The organism is Myxosarcina sp. GI1 (assembly GCF_000756305.1).
Taxonomy (GTDB): Bacteria; Cyanobacteriota; Cyanobacteriia; order Cyanobacteriales; family Xenococcaceae; genus Myxosarcina.
Genome location: NZ_JRFE01000012.1, coordinates 1 through 21,482 on the forward strand (window position 1 = coordinate 1; position 21,482 = coordinate 21,482).

General features: G+C 39.7%; 12 protein-coding genes and 1 pseudogene. 9 read left to right on the forward strand and 4 right to left on the reverse strand.

Annotated elements, in window-relative coordinates:
• From KV40_RS36085 to KV40_RS06015, 3 genes are all read right to left on the reverse strand, one after another.
• Positions 1–2,621, reverse strand: a 2,621-nt coding sequence (locus KV40_RS36085) for a carboxymuconolactone decarboxylase family protein (protein ID WP_072013784.1), incomplete at its 3' end; no start/stop codon positions are given.
• A 53-nt stretch (positions 2,622–2,674) separates the two neighbouring features.
• A complete protein-coding gene (locus KV40_RS37245; RefSeq protein ID WP_081942789.1) occupies positions 2,675–3,241 on the reverse strand; it encodes a hypothetical protein in 567 nt (188 codons plus the stop codon).
• 1,063 nt (positions 3,242–4,304) lie between these two features.
• Positions 4,305–4,664: a carboxymuconolactone decarboxylase family protein gene (locus KV40_RS06015; protein ID WP_036478933.1), complete on the reverse strand. Its 360-nt coding sequence runs from the start codon at positions 4,662–4,664 to the stop codon at positions 4,305–4,307.
• Between the two features lie 676 nt (positions 4,665–5,340).
• Between KV40_RS06015 and glgX the strand changes: the two genes are divergently transcribed.
• The 7 genes and pseudogenes from glgX (at position 5,341) to KV40_RS06050 (ending at position 17,091) form a co-directional block, all read left to right on the forward strand.
• Positions 5,341–7,446, forward strand: coding sequence for a glycogen debranching protein GlgX (gene glgX / locus KV40_RS06020; RefSeq protein WP_081942790.1), 2,106 nt, complete (start codon positions 5,341–5,343; stop codon positions 7,444–7,446).
• Positions 7,447–7,584: 138 nt separating this feature from the next.
• Entirely contained in the window at positions 7,585–9,759 is a 2,175-nt protein-coding gene (locus KV40_RS06025; RefSeq protein ID WP_036478935.1) for an AGE family epimerase/isomerase, read from the forward strand.
• Between the two features lie 121 nt (positions 9,760–9,880).
• The gene (locus tag KV40_RS06030; RefSeq protein ID WP_036478937.1) at positions 9,881–11,545 is read left to right on the forward strand and encodes an FAD-dependent oxidoreductase; all 1,665 of its coding nucleotides are present in this window, start codon (positions 9,881–9,883) and stop codon (positions 11,543–11,545) included.
• A gap of 16 nt (positions 11,546–11,561) precedes the next feature.
• Positions 11,562–13,040: an ATP-binding protein gene (locus KV40_RS06035; RefSeq protein WP_216595545.1), complete on the forward strand. Its 1,479-nt coding sequence runs from the start codon at positions 11,562–11,564 to the stop codon at positions 13,038–13,040.
• 15 nt (positions 13,041–13,055) lie between these two features.
• Positions 13,056–14,615, forward strand: a pseudogene (gene malQ, locus KV40_RS06040) (4-alpha-glucanotransferase); the annotation flags it as partial.
• Positions 14,616–14,727: 112 nt separating this feature from the next.
• A complete protein-coding gene (locus tag KV40_RS06045) occupies positions 14,728–15,462 on the forward strand; it encodes an SDR family oxidoreductase (RefSeq protein ID WP_036478941.1) in 735 nt (244 codons plus the stop codon).
• A 210-nt stretch (positions 15,463–15,672) separates the two neighbouring features.
• The gene (locus KV40_RS06050; protein WP_081942791.1) at positions 15,673–17,091 is read left to right on the forward strand and encodes an efflux RND transporter periplasmic adaptor subunit; all 1,419 of its coding nucleotides are present in this window, start codon (positions 15,673–15,675) and stop codon (positions 17,089–17,091) included.
• A 16-nt stretch (positions 17,092–17,107) separates the two neighbouring features.
• On the opposite strand, the gene KV40_RS06055 is transcribed toward KV40_RS06050, so the two are convergent.
• A complete protein-coding gene (locus KV40_RS06055) occupies positions 17,108–17,473 on the reverse strand; it encodes a four helix bundle protein (RefSeq protein WP_036478946.1) in 366 nt (121 codons plus the stop codon).
• Between the two features lie 113 nt (positions 17,474–17,586).
• Here KV40_RS06055 and KV40_RS06060 point away from each other — a divergent pair, with 113 nt between their 5' ends.
• Positions 17,587–20,898, forward strand: a complete 3,312-nt coding sequence (locus KV40_RS06060) for an efflux RND transporter permease subunit (protein ID WP_081942780.1) — start codon at positions 17,587–17,589, stop codon at positions 20,896–20,898.
• A gap of 143 nt (positions 20,899–21,041) precedes the next feature.
• Positions 21,042–21,224, forward strand: a complete 183-nt coding sequence (locus KV40_RS06065; RefSeq protein ID WP_253274178.1) for a hypothetical protein — start codon at positions 21,042–21,044, stop codon at positions 21,222–21,224.
• The last annotated feature ends 258 nt before the right edge of the window (positions 21,225–21,482 follow it).

Genomic DNA, 21,482 nt, shown 5'->3' on the forward strand with positions numbered 1-21,482 from the left:
TGTTTGATAGACTGTTTGTCCAAACAGACATCAAAATTACCAAATTGATAGACGGGATTATCGGTAAAGAAGGTAACAAAGCCTTCCGAATCAAAYGCTTCTCCTCTAGAAAACAAGCGTTTGACTAAATCGGCATTTTGCCCTGGTAATTTTTCTAAACTAGTCATTTTTCTCTCCATAGTAGTTGTGGTTAATTGTTCGGCAGCTTCTTTTGCACTTAGTACAGCCATCCGAACCGCCTGACGTAATTTGTCGCTGATTTTTTCTGCTAACTCTTGTCCTGCTGTATTAAAAGGCTGCCAGCTAAGGGTATAGCTAACATTTTGAAGATCGCGATCGCGAGTAACTCGATTGACGATCTTGCCCGTAAAATAGGGATTATCTAATAAATGATGGGTAATTGTTCCTGTAGAAGAATCGATGACGATTCTTTCTTTAACCGTCATGCCCAGGGCATCCATCTGTCGAATCAGACCATCGCTATATCTTTCTAGAATTTGCGTATTTTTAGCTTCAGGGTTGTAGCGAGAGGTATTTTCAATCTTGTCAATAACTATGTCCCATACAGTAGCAAAGGGGGCAGCAACGCGAGAGCTAAAGGTAAAGTCGAGACTAATGCTAGTTTGCCCTGACGATTTCCCCTCAGCACTTGCCAGAGAAAAATCAGGAAATACAAAAGCCGTACCGTTGGTTTGATTATACTTTTGTACCCCGCGACGAAACCGCTGTTTGACTCCCCTCGTTACCTGATTGAACTCTAGTTGCTCTCCATTGGGACCTTTACAATAAAATAAAGACCACCCCTCCATCGGATCTTTACTCCAGTCAACACTGTTATCCTCTCCTTCGTTCCAAAATTTAAAGGAATTATGTTTGAGAGCCAGAGCTTTTCTTTCTGCCAGAGAATTGACCCGCTTCACACGATTAAAAATTACCTCATTCATACCTCGACGATGACATTCGGCTTCTAACATTAGAGCAAACTGATTGAGGTCTAGATCTTCTTTGAGGTTAAATGAAAGGTGCATGGCATTAACTCTACCGATATGAGAGGGCAGAGTCGCCACCGAACTTTCATGGGGATTAGCTATGCCTGCTTGGCGAAAATAGATTAGTTCGACAACTACATTCCCAAAGGAAATAAATTTAACGTCTAGAGCATCATCCTTTGTGCTTCTCAGATTAGGTATGTCTGCGTTGTCCGAAGCAAGTCCTTTAGCGATCGCGTCTAGTTCTTCTTTCTGAAACAGGGTATTTTGTACCGTATCGCCGACTAATTCTTCTTCGCTGACTACTAGCTGTCCTCCTAATACTTGCGTGTAGAATTCGACCGATTGCGCCATGTCTCTAACAGTAACGCCAAAGTGCTGCACTCCTTGCAAATATCGACCCAATCCAGAGTTGTCGCTCTTGCTAGATGATTCTAATTCGGCATCACTAAAAGTAGAAACTATCTCTGGCTGAAGTTGATTGGTTGCTCCCGCCCTGGTAATTAGCTCGGCAACATTAGCACTGCGTTGACCTGCTAGAGTTAATTTGCCTTCATAAACAAAAGTGTAGGCACTCTGTTCGGGAAAAGGATAGAACTTTTTGACGTATTGAGGCAAATTCTGAGTGGCGATCGTATATTGCTCTGAAGCCAAAAATTGCTCCATTTTGAGGCGATCGGCAAAAGCGATTTCGATCGCGGCTTGATACTGTTGTTCTGGTGGTTCGTAGTAAGATACTCTCGAAGTACTAGAACGAGAATTATCGAGCGGCTCGAACAGGTGTAGTCTGAGCTTTAACACCAGATTGCTTTGTGAGGTAATCTCGGCAAAATTCCTCAGATACTGCCGAAAGTTATTCGAGCTTACCCGTTCGGCTTGCTGAATTAAAATGTGAAATTTAATACTCGACCCTTCTCCATTAGGATCTCCTACGGGCATAAGATCGGTATAGGTGCGAGAATTATCAATCGCCGTCTGGTAGACAATCGCTTTACTAAATAAATTTTTCTCGTCTGCCATTAAAATTTTTGAAGACTTTAAAAACTGCTGGCGATCGGTTTCTGTAGGAAAAGTTAGTTCGGCGATACCGTCATACTGTCGATCGTCGGGACAGATATATTCAACATCAGACGTTTGATGCCATAGACCGCTACGATTGGGTTCTAAATGTAATTGCCAATACTGATACTGACCTGGTAAACGAGCGCAAACGGGACCACGAACATTTTTCCAGTAATCGTAAAAGAGTTCGCGGTTAATTCCCTGACGTTTCTTTAAAAGTACGTAAAAAGCCACTTTCCCCTGGCGATCGCGTATGGCATAGTCTTTGGGTTTTATTGCAGACATCATATTCTTACGATCGTGTTGCTGTAAATTGTTATTTAGGATTCCGAAACTGCCAGCTACTCGATTAAATCCAAGATAGACGCAGAGTAACAACAGCAATTCTCTAATTTCCTGCGGTGTAACTCCCTGCCGAACGGCTCGCTCGATACTGTTAAATAAAGTATCGGGATATCGATCGCCATTGTTAGCCAAATCGACGGCGAGCGCAATTAAGGCTTTCGTTTTAGGGTTAATTAATGATGGATCGGATTGACGAGCTACCCTGCTGAAAAAATCATCAAACATATTTTCGACCGTGAGCTTTGGCTCGACTGGATGATAATTACAGTTATTTCAACCTAAGTTTTAATCAAATTTAGTAGATTATCTGAAGCAAACACGTCACGGTAAAAAGTTAGTTGTTCGGTTTTGAGATAACAGCCACCTCTGTGACCTCTACGCATCCAGGTTACGGAACCTTTGGCTGTAGTCTCATTTGTCTCATCATCGACGCATTTCCATTCAAAGTAAGTAACTTCGCCATGAAACATAACAATTGGCCAACACATAGTAACTCCTGGTTGGGCGATTAAAGCCCACCAGTGTTTTTCTCGCTCTTTTTGCTGGTCCAAACCCTGGTAGGGTCCATCTTGGCAAAAGTAAACCAGATCTTCGCGATATTCAGCCGTTAAGATGTCTCCCCGCCCCTGTCTTAGGGCTTCGCAGTGAGTTACCCACCAGTCTTTATTTTCTCGTTCGATTTGTGTCAAAGTATAGCTAGCATTGATTTCAGGTAAGGTTGCTTCCTTCATGGCTGCATACCTTTCCCCATCTTCAATGAGTTTTTTAGCTACGTATGACGTTACCAATCCAGGACGAGAATAGTCAGCAGCCAAATCTCGATAATAGTTTGTTCGCTTTTTGATGGGTTTAGCTGCATAAGCTTCACTACTATTGCCCGTACCAGAAGTGTTGAGACTTGTTAATGTTCCATTGCCATTGCTAGAAGAACCATTAGCACCATTGCGATCGGGAATTAATTGCTGTTGCATCATGAGGGTAGTTACGTCTTCTTTTAGTTGATTTGTTGCGCCGATATTAGCGATTAATTCGGCAACAGTAGAACTACGCTGTCCCGCCAGAGTCATTTCTCCGTCATAAACAAAAGTATAGGCAGTACGTTCGGGAAAGAGTAAAAACCGCCGTACATATCGACTCAGATCTCTGGTAGCAATTGCATATTCTGGGGAAGCAAAAAACTTTTCCATTTCTAATGGGTTAGCAAAAGCAATTTCAATTGCTGCCTGATACTGTTCTTCTGGCGGTTCAAAATGTGATACTCCAGAAGCATCAGCACGAGAATTATCGACTGCTTCAAACAGATGCAGTCTTAGTTTGAGAACCGATTCGCTTTGAGAGACTGTGGGAGCAAAAGTTTCTTTTAGATATTGGCGCAAAGCAATAATGCTGGCACTGGGAGATTTTTTGACCATAATATGAAACTTCAGCAAGTCCAGCTTACCATTAGGCTGACCGCTGGGAATACCGTCTACATAGGTTATGGAATTACCCAGACTGGTGTTGTAGCCGATTGCTTTGCTAAAAATATTATGCTCGTCATCCATGAGAATTGAGGCAGACTCAAACCAAAGATTTCTTTCCGCTTCACTAGTGAAAGTTAGTTCGGCAATACCCTCAAACTGGTTTGCTTCGGCACAGGTGTATTCTACTCCTGGTACCGTGGGCCATAACTCTCCTTCGCAACGATCTAAATGGAACTGCCAATACTGATGTTGTCCGGGCAAACGAGCGCAGACAGGACCGTGAACATCTCGCCAATAGTTATCAAATAGACTGAGGTTAATACTTTTTCGCTTCCATAATAAAACATAAAAAGCTAGTTTTCCCTGGCGATCGCGTATCGCATAATCGGTTTTTCTAGTGGTAGCTAACATTATCATTTTGCTTCCTCAAATTAGTATTTAGTATTTATGCTCGATTTAAAATTTCATTCAAAGCCCCAAAGCCTGCCGCAGCTTTGTTAAAACCTGCGTAAACACATAAAAATAGCAGTAATTCCTCTATTTCGGCTCGGGTAGCCCCCTGTTTAATTGCCATATCTAAGTGAGCGGCAAAGGGAGTACCAGGTCCTAATAAACTTTGATTGACTATATCAATGGCGATCGCAATTAAAGCTTTAGTTTTCTGATCGATTAATGGCATTCCCCAGGCTTCACCAGCCACGCGAGTTACAAAATCACCGAACTGAGGATCGATCTCCGCCAGAGCTTGCTGAAGTTCTCGGTCGTCTAGTACAGCATTTGGGTAAGGAAAAGTTGAGATAGACATTATTACTTAATTTAAGTAGCGGGACATTTTAAATTAAAAACTTAGTAAAAGCTTGAATGTATTTTTAGTAACAAATCCTGAATAAATCTCTCAATCGGCAGTTACTATATATCTTCAAACAAAACCGATTTAGCAGCAGTATTTAATACTCTATATTCTGTATATTTGCATTGCTGCAAACAATTAAATTGAAAATAATTGTTCGATTGCTTTTAGACTATCAACGAATAGAAAAGGAAAAGTAAAGATCTTTATATTTATTTTCTTATCTATTTCTTTCCGATTGAGTTTTAATCTAATAAATCAAGTAAGGTTACTATTTGTTTTTACAAAAAATAGATTTTTACAGAAAAAAGTAGCTAATTTAACATGATACATATTAAATAAATGGTAGTCATGTAACAATACAAGCAGATAAAATTACTGCAAATTAAGTACTAAACAATTAAACTTAATAAGTTTCAGGTACTCCAGCCAAAAAAACTAAATCTTAAGTTGCTCGATAGAAACATTGCATCTAAGAAAAAGACAACAATTTCAATCACTATTAATTTAGGTATTTTAGTCAAGCAAAATATCTAATTTTATCTAATTTTTAGATTGCAGAGATGTATTTGTAAGGGCAATAAATAGCTAAAAGATTCTAACGATGTTACTTAAAGACAAAAATAAAATTATGACTGCAATAACCAGAACCACTAAAGTAACGGCTAACTTAACCACTACTATCGGTCGAACCTATCCTTTAGGTGCTACCCCAGACTCCGAAGGTGTAAACTTTTCACTTTTTTCTCAGAATGCTACTTCGGTCGAATTATTGATTTTTAAGCAACCCGACGATCCCCGACCCATTGAGATTTTTAAATTAGACCCGCAAACTAATAAAACCTATAATTTTTGGCATATATATGTAAAGGGATTAAAACCTGGTTCGGGCTATGGCTATCGAATTGATGGATCTCAGGATCTTCATGGTTCGGGACATCGCTTTAATAAAAACAAAGTTTTGATCGATCCCTATGCCAGAGCCAACTGCAACCAGCGTTGGAATAGAATGGATGCCTTAGGCTCAAAAGATAATTTAACTACTTCAATGCGCAGTGTGGTTATCGAGTTAGACGATTATGACTGGGAAGGCGATCGCCCTCTAGAAAAGCCCATTGGCTCCTCAATTATTTATGAGATGCATGTTGGTGGCTTTACTAAATCTGCCACATCTAAATGCAAGTATCCAGGAACCTATAAGGGAGTAATTGAAAAAATTCCCTATCTTCAAGCTTTGGGGATCACTGCCGTCGAACTCCTACCGATTTTTGATTTTGATGCCGATGAAACCATAAGAGAAGTTGATGGTAAATCTCTGACCAACTATTGGGGATACGATCCTCATAGCTTCTTTGCCTTAGAAACTTCTTACTGTCATGCTCGAGAAGCAAAAGATCGAATAACTGAGTTTCGGGATATGGTCAAGGCACTACATAAAGCAGGCATTGAAGTCATCCTGGATGTCGTATTCAATCATACCAGCGAAGGTCAACATCAAGGTCCAACTATCAATTTTAAAGGCATAGACAATAGTATCTACTATCACCTCGTCCCCTTTGATAAACAGTATTATATGGACTATAGTGGCTGTGGCAATACGGTCAACTGCAATCACCCTATAGTAGACAAGCTAATTGTAGAATGTCTGGAATACTGGGTTCGAGAGATGCACGTCGATGGTTTTCGTTTTGACGAAGGCTCGATCCTGGCTAGAGGTATGAATGGTGCGCCAATGGAAAACCCTGCGGTATTGTGGCATATCGAAACTTCGGACACTTTAGCTGGAACAAAAATGATTACTGAAGCCTGGGATGCAGGAGGACTATACCAAATTGGTAGTTTTCCTGGATATCGTTATGCTGAATGGAACGGACTCTTTAGAGATGATATTCGTAAATTTCTTAAAGGAGATCCTGGTATGGTAGATGTTGTAGCCAATCGTATCGCGGGCAGCGCCGATCTTTACCAGCATAGCGGCGGTAAGCCTATCAACAGTCTAAACTTTATCACCTGTCATGATGGTTTTACTCTCAACGATTTGGTTTCCTATAACTACAAGCATAATGAGGCAAATGGGGAAAACAATCAAGATGGTATCAACGAGAATTTAAGTTGGAACTGTGGCTTTGAAGGAGAAACCGACGATCTTAAAATAGAAGCCCTCAGAAAACGCCAAGTAAAAAATGCGGTGGCAATGCTGTTGCTTTCTCAAGGAGTTCCCATGATTCTTGGGGGAGATGAATTTAGACTAACTAAAAAAGGCAACAATAATACTTACTGTCAGGATAATGAGCTTAATTGGCACGATTGGGAATTGGTTACTAAGAATGCAGAGACAGTGCGCTTTTTTAGCTCGATGATTGCTTTTCGCAAACGCTATGGTAGCTTTTGCCGTCGTGGCTTTTTCAATGGTGAAGTTAACGAACGTGGTTTGGCAGATATTTCCTGGCATGGTTGTCAATTATATCGACCTGGATGGCAAGACAAAAATTCTCTTGTTCTCGCCTATACTCTAGGTGGTTTTGACGGGACTGTAGATATTCACGTCATGTTAAATATGTACTGGGGAAGTTTGGAATTTGAAATTCCGCCCCTACCAAATAGAAACTGGTATAAAGTTATCGATACCGCTCTAGAATCTCCCTCAGATATTTTAGAACCATGTCGTGAGGTGTTAATTCAAAACAAACGCTACATGGTTACAGATCGCAGCATAGTCGTACTTATTTCTCAATAAACTACACCGTAAATTTCTAGATTGTTTTCAACGCCAAGATTTTAAATTGGTTTGTGGCTAACGACTAGCTATATAACTCGATCTTTTTAGAGACAATTCTAATTTACTCGCTCAACTTTATCTTTACTAGGAACAAACATGAACAAGCTAGATTTTTGTATTTCGGATTTAATTGCTGGATATGTTACCGAATTCGATCCCGATCGCGGAGACTCTGGTACTTTCAAACTGCAAACATCAGATAAACGGGACTACGAAATCGAACTAACAGACATGACTTATGCTCAACTAGTTCGTAATCTAGGAGAACCATATCAAGACTGTACTTTCCAAATGAAATCGATGCTGGTCCCAGGACGTTATTTATTCGTTTATGGTATTTTCTATCCTGATGTCGAAGATATTCAGTTTGTTGCCAAGCAAATTGTCTTTCTAGGGCGAAGCAATAGTGAATATTTGTTTGAGAAACCCGACTGGTGGATTAAGCAAATCAAACAGCTAGCTGATTTCTATTTAAAGTCACAGTTTGACGATGGTGAAATAAATTACGATAAGTATCGGACGAGTATTAGTCTTATGGGTGCGAAAGATGGTTCCACTCGGCAAGAAACTGACACTATTTCTCGCTTAGTATATGGCTTTGCTTCTGCCTATATGTTGACTGGAGAAGAACGATATCTCGAAGCAGCCGAAAAAGGAACCGAGTATTTGCACGATAACATGCGTTTTTTAGATGAGAGTGAAGAAATTTGCTATTGGTATCATGGGGTAGATATTATGCCCGATGGTAGCAAACAAAAAGTATTTGCTTCAGAATTTGGTGACGATCGCCATGCCATTCCTGCTTACGAACAGATCTATGCTCTAGCAGGACCGACCCAAACCTATCGCGTGACTGGCGATGTGCAAATCAAGCACGATCTCGACCTGACTATTAATCTTTTCGATCGCTATTTTTTGGATAAAACCGAACATGGCGGCTTTTTCTCTCATATCGATCCCATTACCCTCAGTCCCCATTGCCCTACACTAGGTCCGAACAGAGCGAAAAAAAATTGGAACTCAATTGGGGATCATGCACCAGCATTTTTGATCAATATGTATCTCGCTACGGGAGAACAAAGGTGCGCTGACTTTTTAGAATATACGTTCGATTTGATCGAAAAGCATTTTCCCTGTTCCGAAGCAAGTCCTTTTGTTCAAGAACGTTTCAATCAAGATTGGACTCCCGACAAGGTATGGGGTTGGCAACAAGATCGGGCAGTAGTCGGTCACAATCTAAAAATTGCTTGGAACATCATGCGGATGTACCATCTCAATCCCAAAGAGAAATATACTGCTTTGGCTGAAAAAATTGCCAGAATTATGCCCGCAGTTGGTAGCGATTGCCAACGAGGAGGCTGGTACGATGTGGTCGAACGCACTGCCTTACCCAACCACAAGCATCATCGTCATGTCTGGCACGATCGCAAAGCCTGGTGGCAGCAAGAACAGGCAATTTTAGCTTACTTGATTTTGGCAGGTTCGACAGGAAATTGCGAGTTCCGCAAACAGGCTAGAGAATCAGCAGCATTCTACAACGCCTGGTTTTTAGATAATGAAGACGGTGGTATCTATTTCAATGTTCTAGCTAACGGCATACCCTACTTAATAGAGGGGAACGAGCGCGGTAAAGGTTCTCACTCTATGAGTGGCTACCATTCCTTCGAGCTTGCTTACCTGGCAACTGTTTATATCAATCTCTTGCTTACTAATAAGCCGATGGATTTGTACTTTAAGCCTAAGCCAAATGGTTTTAAAGACAACATTTTACGAATACAACCAGATATTCTGCCTGCCGGCAGTATTGAAATTAGTGCCGTTTGGCTTAACGAGCGACCTTTCTTTGATTTTGATGCTGCTAATCTAACTATTAACCTCCCTACAGATTTAGATGAAATGAGGTTTAAAGTTCGAGTAATGCCGACTAAAGTACCCTTTGATGCTAATTTAGTTGAGGTTACAGACGAGCGAGCAGAAATAATTCTTAAAGGTACTCTCGACCAAAGCACTATCTGGCATTTTCAAGAAGTATTGGAACGGGCAACAGTTCGATCGGTTAAATATCTCATGCTAGAGATGAGCGAGTTAGAAAATATTTCTAGCGAAGGAATTAGGGCGCTTGCCTTTAACAAGCAACAGTTGGGCGATCGAGTTCAAATTTATTTAGTTCGACCGACAGAAGCAATCAAACAACTGTTAGAAAAAAGTTCTTTCTGTGATGATATTCAGATTGTCGATCGCGTTGACTCTCCTGAAATGGTCGGCGTTTAAAAGTTAGTGGCGAGTAGCGAATTAAATATCTCTGGTACGAGGTTGGGTAACTATCCTACTCTCTACTTTTAGTCGCTCGAAATGACAAACTACATAATTCTACACGAGAAAAAATTTCTTTATGGCTAAACCTGCAATCATTGCAATAGATGACGATCTCGAAGTACTTCACACTATGACTCGCGACTTGCGAAGTCAATATAGTTCTTCTTTTCGCATAGTACCTTCTAGTTCCAGCAAACAAATATTAGAGTTGTTACTAGATTTAAAGAAACGACAACATTATGTTGCTTTATTCCTTGTAGATCAGCGAATGCCTGAAATGACAGGCGTAGAATTTCTCGAACAGGCACAAAAAATGTATCCTGAAGCTAAAAAAGCTCTGATTACAGCTTATGCAGATACTAAAGCAGCAATAGATGCCATCAACAAAGCAAAGATAGACTATTATCTATTAAAGCCTTGGCTACCCGCCCATATTAATCTCTATCCCGTTTTAGATGATTTATTAGAAGTTTGGCAAGATCGTTCTCTAGAAAATATTTTTGAAGGAGTTCAGGTTTTAGGTTATCGCTGGTCGCCCAAGTCTCATAAAATTAAAGATTTTTTGGCTCGCCACCACGTGCCTTATATTTGGCGGGATTTAGCGACAGATACCTCTGCTACCAAAATAGTATCAGAGCGAGAATTAAACTGCTCCAAACTACCATATTTAGTTTTCCCCGATGGTTCGGATCTAAAATCTCCTTCTATTCTAGAAATTGCCAACAAAATTGGTTTAAAAACCGATGCCCAGATGCCTTTTTACGATCTGGTTATTGTAGGAGGTGGTCCTGCTGGTTTGGCTTCAGCAGTTTATGGTTCATCTGAAGGCTTAAAAACTCTCCTCATCGAGAAACAAGCTCCTGGGGGGCAAGCTGGTACCAGTTCTCGAATCGAAAACTATCTCGGATTTCCCGCAGGTTTAACAGGAGGAGAATTAGCTCGTCGTGCTGTGGCTCAAGCATATAAGTTTGGCACAGAAATTTTGACTCCCCAGGAAGTTACTAGCATTCGTACCGAAGGACAGTATCGTATTGTCACTCTAACTAACGGGAAAGAAATTAACTGTCACGCCTTGGTTATTGCAACTGGTGTTTCTTACACCAAACTAAATGTTCCTGGTATCAATCGATTGACTGGTGCGGGAGTATATTATGGTGCAGCTATGACTGAAGCCATTTCTTGTAGTAATCAAGATGTTTATATTATTGGTGGTGCTAACTCGGCTGGTCAAGCAGCAATATACCTTGCCAAGTATGCGAGAACCGTAACTATTTTAGTACGGGCGAATTCTCTAGCAGCAAAAATGTCTCATTACTTGATCGACCAGATTAATGTTACCGATAATATTAAGGTTCGATTATCAACCCAAGTTGTAGAAGCTTTAGGTAAAAATAAGCTTGAATCTCTAGTGGTTAACAATCTAGAAACCGATGAACTAGAAACTATTGATACTGAAGCTTTGTTTGTTTTTATCGGCGCAAAGCCCAATACTGGGTGGTTAAAAGATTTAGTAATGTTAGATCGATTTGGTTACGTGGTTACGGGTTCAAATATCGAGCAAAACGGCAAAAAACCAAAAAGCTGGAATGTTAAACGAGATCCTTACCTATATGAAACTAGCGTTCCAGGAATTTTTGCCAATGGCGATATTCGTTCTGAGTCGATTAAACGTGTAGCTTCTGCCGTTGGAGAAGGTTCGGTAACGGTGAAATTCGTTCATCAATACTTAGCTTCATTTTGAGGTTCTAATACTAAATATGTTGGACCAAATATCTTTATTTCAAAAACTATCCTCAATAGAAAGAGAGGAGTTAGAGAATACATGTCATCAAGTTGCCTATAGCTTGGGAGAAACTATCTTTAGTCAGGGAGAATTGACAAAATACTTTTACATAGTTCTCGAAGGAGAAGTTCAGATTTCACGAAAAATTGACAGTCAAGAAATCCATATTGCTAACTATGGGCGAGATATGTTTTTTGGTGAAGTACCGATACTAGCTGGTGAAAAACATTTGGCAAATGGTACGGCAGTAATTGGAACGCTTCTGGCTGTATTTTCCGAAGAATATTTCTGGCAAATGCTTTTTAGTTATCCTTCTGTTAGAAAAGTAATTTTGGGTCACATGGCAGTACGCTTCCAGGAACTACAAACCCAATCTTTACAGCATGAAAAGTTGATTGGTTTGGGAACCCTGGCAGCAGGTTTGGCTCATGAGTTAAATAATCCTGCCTCTGCTGCTTGCAGTGCGGTAATTCAGCTTAAAAAGTTAGCTCCCAAATTATATGCACAAAGTCTTAGATGTATCGAGCAACTGCTAACATCCGAACAGCTAACGATCCTAATTAAACTAGAACAGGAAGCGATCGCTCATATTCTGCAAACTTGTTCTTACGACCCTTTAGAACAGTTAGACTTAGAAGACGAATTAATAATTTGGCTAGAAGCACACAACGTCAGTCGAGGAGAACAAATTGCACCTAATTTAGTAATGGGAGGAATTACTACTCAAAAATTGTCAATTTTAGATACTTTAGATAGCAATACCTTAAACTATTTTTTTTCTAGTCTAGAAACTAGTCTGATTCAAGCTAGTTTGTTAGCCACTTTAAAAGAAAGCGTCAATCGTATTTCTACAATTGTTGACTCAGTTAAATCCTATTCTTATGTAGACCGCGATCCTGTAAAGAAGAACAACACCTGTATTCATCAAGGTTTGAATAATACTTTGGTCATTCTCAAATATAAGTTAGAGCAACAAAATGTGTCGGTGGTTCGCAATTATGAGACTGATTTCCCTCTAATTAGAGCCAACGGTGGTTCTCTAAATCAAGTTTGGACAAATTTGATTGATAACGCTATTGACGCTTTAGATAAACAGATAAATGGCAAGATTACTATAACTACTTCCAAACTTGAAAACTATATACTGGTCGAAATTGCCGATAATGGTCCTGGTATTCCTAAAGCAATCCAAACGCGGATTTTTGAACCGTTTTTTACTACCAAAGAAATTGGTAGAGGAACTGGCATGGGGCTGGATTTAGTTTACCGTATCGTCGCGATCGAACATCAGGGGAATATTGATTGTTTGTCCAAACCAGGAGAGACAAAGTTTCAGATTAAGTTACCGATAAACTCTGAAAAATCAGCAATAAAAGAAAAACTCGATAATCGCGAAATTAACTTAGAGGCGATCGAGAAAAAAGCAGTATTGCTGAAATTAAATGGTCAATGATTTAAAGACAAATCTAATATGTTTAATTCTAGAGTCAGTGGAATTTTGCTTCATCCTACTTCTTTGCCCAGTCGTTTTGGCATCGGCGATTTAGGTAGTGCAGCCTATCAGTTTGTTGATTTTTTAGCAGAAAGTTGTCAACAAATCTGGCAAATATTGCCCCTCGGACCGACAATGGAGGGAAATTCACCTTATTCGTCTTATTCAGCTTTTGCAGGTAATCCTTTATTAATTAGCTTGGAAAAACTGCAACAAGAAGGCTTACTGAGCGAAGAAGATTTTAAAAATCTGCCAGAATTTTCTCCCAAAAAAGTAGAATATGAAAGGGTAATTCAAACAAAGATGCCGCTGCTAAAGTTAGCTAGCGACAATTTCAAAACCAAAGGTACGCCAGCACAACAACTCAAATTTCAAGACTTCTGTATTCTTCAGAGTGCTTGGCTTGATGACTACGCCTTATTTATTGCCATTAAACAAGAGCTAAAAGGCATTCACTGGAATCAATGGGATGAAGCAATTGCCAAACGGCAGCCATCAGCTATAGCACAATGGACAAAATATCTGAGTGACGCTATTTACTTGCAAAAGTTTTTACAGTTTCAGTTTTTTACCCAGTGGCAACAGCTTAAAAATTATGCTAACCATCGCGGAATTAGTATCTTTGGCGATATCTCTTTTTATGTCGCCCACGACAGCGTTGATGCCTGGGCAAATCCCAAGCTATTTTACCTCAACGAACGAGGCGAAGCCGAACTAATGGCTGGAGTTCCACCAGATTATTTTAGCGATACGGGTCAGCTTTGGGGTAATCCAGTTTATTGCTGGGAAGAGTTAGAAAAAACTGAGTTTGAATGGTGGCTAGAACGAGTCCAAAAAAATCTCGACTATTTCGATTTGTTCAGAATCGATCATTTTCGTGGCTTTCAAGCTTTTTGGGCAGTACCCAAAGGAGAACGAACGGCAGAAAAAGGAAAGTGGATGCAAGCTCCAGGTGAAGCATTTTTCGAGGTTCTCAAAGCAAAATTAGGTAAACTGCCTATCGTTGCTGAAGACTTGGGTATCGTTACCCCAGAAGTAAAAGCTTTAAGAGACAAATTTAATTTTCCTGGAATGAAAGTTCTTCAATTCGCTTTTAACGAAGACGGAGATCCTGAATTTTTACCTCACAATTATGATTCTCCCAACTGCATTGTTTATACGGGAACTCATGACAATAACACTACAGTAGGCTGGTTTGAAGAGCAATCCACAGCAGAAAAAACAAAGATATTAAACTATTTGGGTCAAGTTTATTCCCAAGCTAATATTCACTGGGGTTTAATTCGTTTGGCTGCTAGTTCTGTAGCTAATTTTGCTATATTTCCCCTTCAAGATCTTCTGGGGCTGGGTAGCGAAGCCAAAATGAATACTCCTGGCAAAACTGGAGGAAGTTGGAGTTGGCGTTATCAGTCTGAGGCATTGACTGTAGAATTGCGCGATTGTTTGAAGCATTTAACCTGTGTATACGATCGCACTCCCAAAACTATGGTCGAATCCGAGCCAAAAGATATGAAATCGCTGCAATTGCTGAAATAAAAAGATTGTAAAAGACAATTCGGTCATCTTAGATTCAGCATAATTATCATTACTATCTGCTCTTAAATAAAGCAGTTAGTAAATCAAAAACCTAGTACTTACAACAACTAAAATCATGAACTTGAAAGAAAAAGTAGCAATTGTAACTGGTTCATCCAGAGGTATTGGTAGAGCGATCGCCCTAAGATTAGCAGAGGAAGGAGCCAATATTGTAGTTACCTATCATAGTAACCAAGACCAAGCTAATGAAGTAGTGACTGCAATTAAAGCTATAGGCTCTGACGCGATTGCTCTGAAAATCGATGTCAAAAAAATCGAAGATATCCGCGATCTGTTTGGCAAAACTGTTAACTATTTTGGGCGGGTCGATGTTTTGATTAATAATGCCGCAGGAACAAATATTTTCAAGCCCAATGTTCTGATGACTCCAGAAGAATACGACAGTATGTTTGACATCACTCGCGGAGTTTATTTTGCTCTACAGGAAGCTGCCAAACAAATAGCCGATGGCGGGAGAATCATTAGTATTTCTACTGGCGGCACATCTATGAGTATTCCTGCTGGTGGAGCTTATGCAGGTTCAAAAGCAGCTATAGAGCAGTTTAGCAATTGTCTGGCAAAAGAGCTTGGTGAGCGACAAATAACCGTTAATACCGTTGCCCCTGGTGTAACGGAAACAGATGGCTTAGTACTAGAACAGCAACAGATAGACCAGCTTATCGCTCAAACTCCTTTAGGTCGTTTGGGTCAGCCAAAAGATATTGCCAACACGATTGTTATGTTAGCGAGCGATAACGCTAGCTGGATTACAGGTCAAAATATTCGCGCTACAGGAGGAATTGTTTAATCAGTCTCAGCTACTTCTGTTTGACTAATGTAGAAAGCGAAGGACAAAAGGCTCGGTTGCTGAAGAATTCCATTTTTTAGCAACCGAAGACCGCTAAAACTAAGTATTCAACAATGAATAATGTTTACTGTTGACTGCTCATTGTTCATTGCTCATCGCTCATTGCTCATTGCTCATTGCTCATTGCTCATTGCTAAAGGTAATCTTCAAATGACCTTCAAACTAAGTTCGCTCTTTATGCCTGATACGTGTATTTCACGTATCTCTACATCGGTTGTGACAACTGCAATTTTATCAATAAGTTTATCTGGCTGTGGTGGAAAAGTAGAATCACAAGAACCCCAGGTAGTTGCTGTCAAGCTAAAAACTATTGAATTAGATACGTTAGTGGATAGCAGCGAATATGTTGGTACTTTACAAGCCACAGAGAGAGTAAATCTCGCCCCTCGTATTGAAGGCAGAATTCTTGAAATTTTTGTGCGACAAGGCGATCGCGTCAGTCGTGGAGATCCCATAGTAAAGCTAGAGCCGACTCAAGAACAAGAAAACGTCAATGCTGCCATTCAAAGCGTTAATGTCGAACAAGCTACATTAGGTCAAACGCGAGCAGAACTAAAAACGTCAGAAGCCAACCGCGCTGCTGCTGCGGCAGAGGTTGAAGGTATCAGAGCAGATTTGCAAGATACTGAAGCTGAGGTAGAGCTAGCGAAAACTAATATCAAAAGAACAAAAATGCTGGTTAAAGGAGGTGCTTTACCCCAACAAGATTTAGATGAAGACAATCGAGATCTTAAAAGCAGTTTTGCCCAACGCAATTCCCGCAAACAAACTTTGAATGCAGCGATAAAATCTCTTCAGGCTGCAGACGAACAGGTAGAGCAAGCTAGGGCTAATGTTAGCAGTCAAAACGCAGCCGTAGATCGCGCCAAAGCGGAATTAGGGTCAGTCAGTCAAAGTTTGGCTTATAACACCATTACTGCACCTATCGATGGTATTGTGGGCAGTCTCGATTTTAAAAAAGTCGGTGATTATGTAAGTGTAGGCGATTCTCTGACCACTATTACCAACAATCAAAACTTAGAGCTTAATATAAATGTACCTGTTGAATATCGCGATCGCCTCAGAACTGGACTTACAGTAGAGAGTATCGACCGAGATGGTAGTGCTGGAGTTGAAGGAAAAATTGTCTATGTCGCTCCTTTGGTTCAGCAAGATACTCAGTCTATTTTAGCAAAGGTGCTTTTTCACAATCAAGAAAGTCTGAAAGATCGTGAATACTTACAAGTCAGGACGATCTGGAAGAAAAATCCAGGTATTTTAGTTCCAACTACTGCGATATCTACTCTAGGAGGACAAAACTTTGTCTATGTAGCGAAGCAAAAAGGTAATACTGAAGCAAAAGATTCTCAAAGTAAATCGGGAGAAAGCAGTTCTAAATCTCCACAGGAAAAACAATCGACACTAATAGCAGCACAGCAACCAGTAAAGTTGGGCAGTATTCAAGATGGAAACTATCAGGTAGTCTCTGGTCTTCAAAAAGGAGAAAGAATTGCGGTTTCTAATATCCTTAGTCTGCAAGATGGGATGCCAATCAAACTTGCTGAGGAAAAAGTAGGAAGTAGAGAGTAGGAAGTAGGAAGTAAATTTATTTGTTCTCTTTGAGCTTTTTAGTAGTTGAAACAAGAATTCGGATTATTTGCTCTAGTTCGGGAAGCATCATATTAAATTTATTTTTCAATACGATGTTAGATTCAATCATTATTTCAATCCAGTATTTACACTCACAAGTTTCTTTTAAAGCGATTAAATATTTTGATAGAAAATCGGCTCTTGATTGAGCAAACCTAGCCTCTGCACAGTTTGCTCCGATTGAAGTTCCCGAGCTTAGAAATTGTTTTGATAGTATCTTGGCAGCATCATCAAAATGTTTTTTACTCAACTCTATATAAGCTTTAATTACTCTAACTGCAAAATGTTTGGTTCTTTGCTGAATAGAAATATTATCAATCATTAGAAATCATCAATACATCCTATACTTCCTCTCTTTATTTATCATTCCCACTATTTCAGCCAAACTCGCTACACGCTACTCGCTATTCAAAAAACCCCATTCCCCGATAAAAAATGTCAATCTCCACCCCTTTTATCAAACGACCTGTTTTAACCACTGTTTGCACGATCGCGATCGTAATTATCGGGGCTATTTGTATTGCCATGCTGCCTCTAGACAAATTACCGCAAATTGCTCCCAAACAAATTACGGTAAGTGCCAATTATGTCGGTGCAGATGCGAAAACTACTGTAGATAATGTCACTACCGTACTAGAGCGAGAGATCAACGGTACAGAAGATGTCAAGTGGATTAATTCTCAAACCGATAACAATGGTAACGCAACTATCAATGTAGCTTTTCCTACCGAACAAGATACCGATATCGCTCAGGTATTAGTGCAAAACCGTGTTGCCCAAGCCGAACCCGATCTACCTCAAAGAGTTACTGCTACAGGAATAACCACTGAAAAACAATCTCCCAGCATTACTTTGGTTTATGCTATTTACTCAGAAAAAGATGCGGCAGGAAAATATTATTACGATCCCGTCTTTCTCTACAATTATGTCGATCGCTATTTGTGGAACGAACTAAAACGCATTGAAGGAGTTGGTAGTCTCGACATATTTGGTTCGGCAACCTATTCAATGAGAATTTGGCTCGATCCGAATAAGCTAGCCGCTAGAGGATTAACTGCTACTGATGTCATATCTACAATCGAAAATCAAAACTTTGAAGTCGGTGCTGGTGGTATCGGCAAACAGCCAGTAGCTACCTCGCAACAATACGAATTACCACTACGAATTAATGGACGTTTTACTACTGTTGAAGAAGCTGAAGATTTGGTAGTGCAAGCTAACAGTGATGGTACGCTAATCAGAATTAAGGATATTGGACGGGCTGAATTAGGAGTAGAAGATTACTTTACCAAAGCAATACTCGATGCTAAAAAACCCGCAGTTGGCTTACTAATCTATCAACTTCCAGGCACAAATGCTTTGAACACTGCCGAATTGGTCAAAGCAAAAATGAAAGAGTTAGAAAGAGATTTTCCCAAGGGGTTAAAAGCAGAAATCGCTCAAGATAATACTCTGTTTATTAATGCTTCTTTAAAAGATTTAGTAATTACCTTAATTCAGGCAATTGGCTTGGTAGTTTTAATTATCTTTATCTTTTTGCAAGACTGGCGCACTACCTTAATTCCTGCGGTTGCTATTCCTGTATCTCTTGTAGGTTCGGCAATCGGTTTAATGGCTTTGGGATTTACTCTCAATCAGCTAACATTATTTGCTTGTGTTCTAGCAACAGGCTTGGTAGTAGACGATGGAATTGTAATTGTCGAAGCAGTTTCGGCTAAACTGTCTCAGGGAATGCGACCAGTACAGGCAGCTTTAGATGCTATGGAAGAGTTAGTAGGAGCGGTTATATCTACTTCTATCGTACTAATGGCAGTGTTTATCCCCGTAACTTTTTTTCCAGGAACGACAGGAATTGTTTACAAACAGTTTGCTCTAACCATAATCTTTGCAATTGCCTTTTCGACATTTAACGCTCTGACCTTCTCGCCTGCTATGTCTGGGGTATTTCTACGTCACACAGAAACGGTTAGAGGTCCATTGGGATGGTTGTTCCCTCGCTTTAATGGCATTTTCGATTGGCTGAAAGAAAATTATCGAAGAGCGATCGAATTTTTAGTTAGATTGAAGTGGATAATTCTTGCTATATTTTTTGGGGGTTTGGTACTAACAGGTTGGATTTACGTTAGTTTACCTCAAGGATTTGTTCCAGAAGAAGATCAAGGCTATTTTTTATCCATCATTGAATCACCACCTGGAGTTTCCTTAAGCTATACCGATAAGGTTGTGCGGCAAGCAGCACAGATAGTAATGGGTCACGAAGAAGTACAGCATTCAATAGCAGTTTCAGGTTTTTCGTTCGATGGACAAAACAGCAATAAAGGAACTATGTTTGCCAAACTTCAGCCTTGGAGTGAAAGAACCAAGGATTCTAGTTCGGTATTTGGTCTACTAGAAAGTATCAACCAAGAATTTCAGCAGAAAATAGATGGTGCGAGGGTCATTGCAGTCAATGCGCCTCCCGTGGATGGCTTGAGTAATTTTGGAGGTTTGGAAATTTATATTGAAGACCGTCAAGGTAAGGGAATGGAGGCTTTGATTGCTAATACCCAACAGGTCATGGCAGCAGCCAGTCAAAGACCAGAAATTGCCGAGGCTATCAGTACTTTTACCTTTGATAGTCCAATGCTTGAGGCAGACATCGATCGCGATCGAGCTAACGCTCTCAATGTCGATATTAGTGAAATTCTCAATACTCTTCAAACTTATCTGGGTTCTAACTTTGTCAATCAGTTTGTTTTGGATGGTAGACTCTATCGAGTATACGCTCAGGCAGAAGCAACAAATCGTACCAACCCTGATGATGTCAATCGCCTCTATGTCAAGTCACGGGACGAAGAATTGATTCAGCTTAGTAATTTTATTGATGCCCGACAAATCTCTTACCCGCCTATTGTCACTAACTACAATGTTTATCCTGCGATCAAAATTAACGTCAATCCCACACCAGGGTATAGCTCTAGTCAGGCAATTACCGCTATGGAAGAAGTCGTAGCAGCAACTCTACAACCAGGACTTGGTTATGAGTGGACTAATACGGCAGCAGAAGAAAAAACTTCAAGTGGTGTGGCACCTTTAGTATTTGGCTTTAGTTTCGTTATGGTTTTCTTGGTGTTAGCAGCACAATATGAAAGCTATATCGATCCCTTAATTATTATGCTTACCGTACCTCTAGCTGTTTTAGGTGCTTTAGGAGGTATTTGGCTTAGAGCTACTTTACTGCAGTCTGGAGGAGTTTGGCCAATTCTCGATAACAATATTTATGCCCAAGTTGGATTAGTAATGTTAATTGGAATGGCAAGCAAAAATGCGATTTTAATTGTGGAATTTGCCAATCAAAACCGCGCTTTGGGTATGAGCATCAAAAAAGCCTCTATATACGCATCCGAACAGCGGTTTAGAGCCATTATTATGACCGCAATATCAACTTTAGTTGGCTTTATGCCGTTACTCATTGCTTCTGGTGCAGGAGCTATCAGTCGCTGGTCATTAGGAACAGCAGTATTCGGGGGAATGTTGATAGCTACAATTTTGAGCCTAATATTTGTACCGATTCTCTACATCATAATTAAAGATTTTGAACAATCCTTTTTAAAAGGAAATAAGAAGAAGAAAAATACTAAAAATATAGTAGAAAAGCAAATAAAAATGGAACATGATGATAGTAAAAACGGATCGAATAACGTTAACGGACATCAAAAGACCTTGGCAAAAAACAGTGGCGCTAGAGAAACGAACATTAAATCTTAAACTTTAGATTGAGTTAATAAATAAAAATGTTTAAAAAATGGAATCTCAATGACTGGATGAACAATGGACTATTTTTTCTCACAGTTTCGATCTTATTTTGTTCATTCATATTTTTCTAGTTTACTTCAATTATGAATTTAAGAATGCTTGTATTTACAGGAATCCTGACCGCTTTTGCTGGTGGTTTATTAGGTTTGGTAATCGCACATATTGCCGAAAAAGAGTCTCGGCAAACAATAGCTATTGTAGTAGGTTCGAGTTTGGGTTTGGCGATCGGAGTGGGTTATGAGTCAATGCAACAAAACCGCGAACGAGAAACTGATTGAATATAAATTTATGCGAGATAATAATTGGATTCAAGCAAAATTAAACTATAAGATAACAAATGGTAAAAACTCAAGTCTAGTTGAAAACCTGAAAAATAATTTCTCAAACAAATACCGAATTGTTTTAGCATTTATCATTACTACTGTCTGCATCAACTATTTTTACAGTATAAGCATGGTATTAATTACCACATTTACTATGGCTTATTTGTCTAAAGGTTCTCGCCTTAAATAGCTATAAAAAATAATTTCATGTTT

Bases quoted from the DNA above. Each gene is read 5' to 3' on its own strand.
- KV40_RS06065 (WP_253274178.1), top strand. From the start codon at position 21,042: ATGCTTGTATTTACAGGAATCCTGACCGCTTTTGCTGGTGGTTTATTA.
- KV40_RS06050 (WP_081942791.1), top strand. From the start codon at position 15,673: ATGACCTTCAAACTAAGTTCGCTCTTTATGCCTGATACGTGTATTTCA.
- KV40_RS06055 (WP_036478946.1), bottom strand. From the start codon at position 17,473: ATGATTGATAATATTTCTATTCAGCAAAGAACCAAACATTTTGCAGTT.
- glgX (WP_081942790.1), top strand. From the start codon at position 5,341: ATGACTGCAATAACCAGAACCACTAAAGTAACGGCTAACTTAACCACT.
- KV40_RS06035 (WP_216595545.1), top strand. From the start codon at position 11,562: ATGTTGGACCAAATATCTTTATTTCAAAAACTATCCTCAATAGAAAGA.
- KV40_RS06030 (WP_036478937.1), top strand. From the start codon at position 9,881: ATGGCTAAACCTGCAATCATTGCAATAGATGACGATCTCGAAGTACTT.
- KV40_RS06060 (WP_081942780.1), top strand. From the start codon at position 17,587: ATGTCAATCTCCACCCCTTTTATCAAACGACCTGTTTTAACCACTGTT.
- KV40_RS06015 (WP_036478933.1), bottom strand. From the start codon at position 4,664: ATGTCTATCTCAACTTTTCCTTACCCAAATGCTGTACTAGACGACCGA.
- KV40_RS06025 (WP_036478935.1), top strand. From the start codon at position 7,585: ATGAACAAGCTAGATTTTTGTATTTCGGATTTAATTGCTGGATATGTT.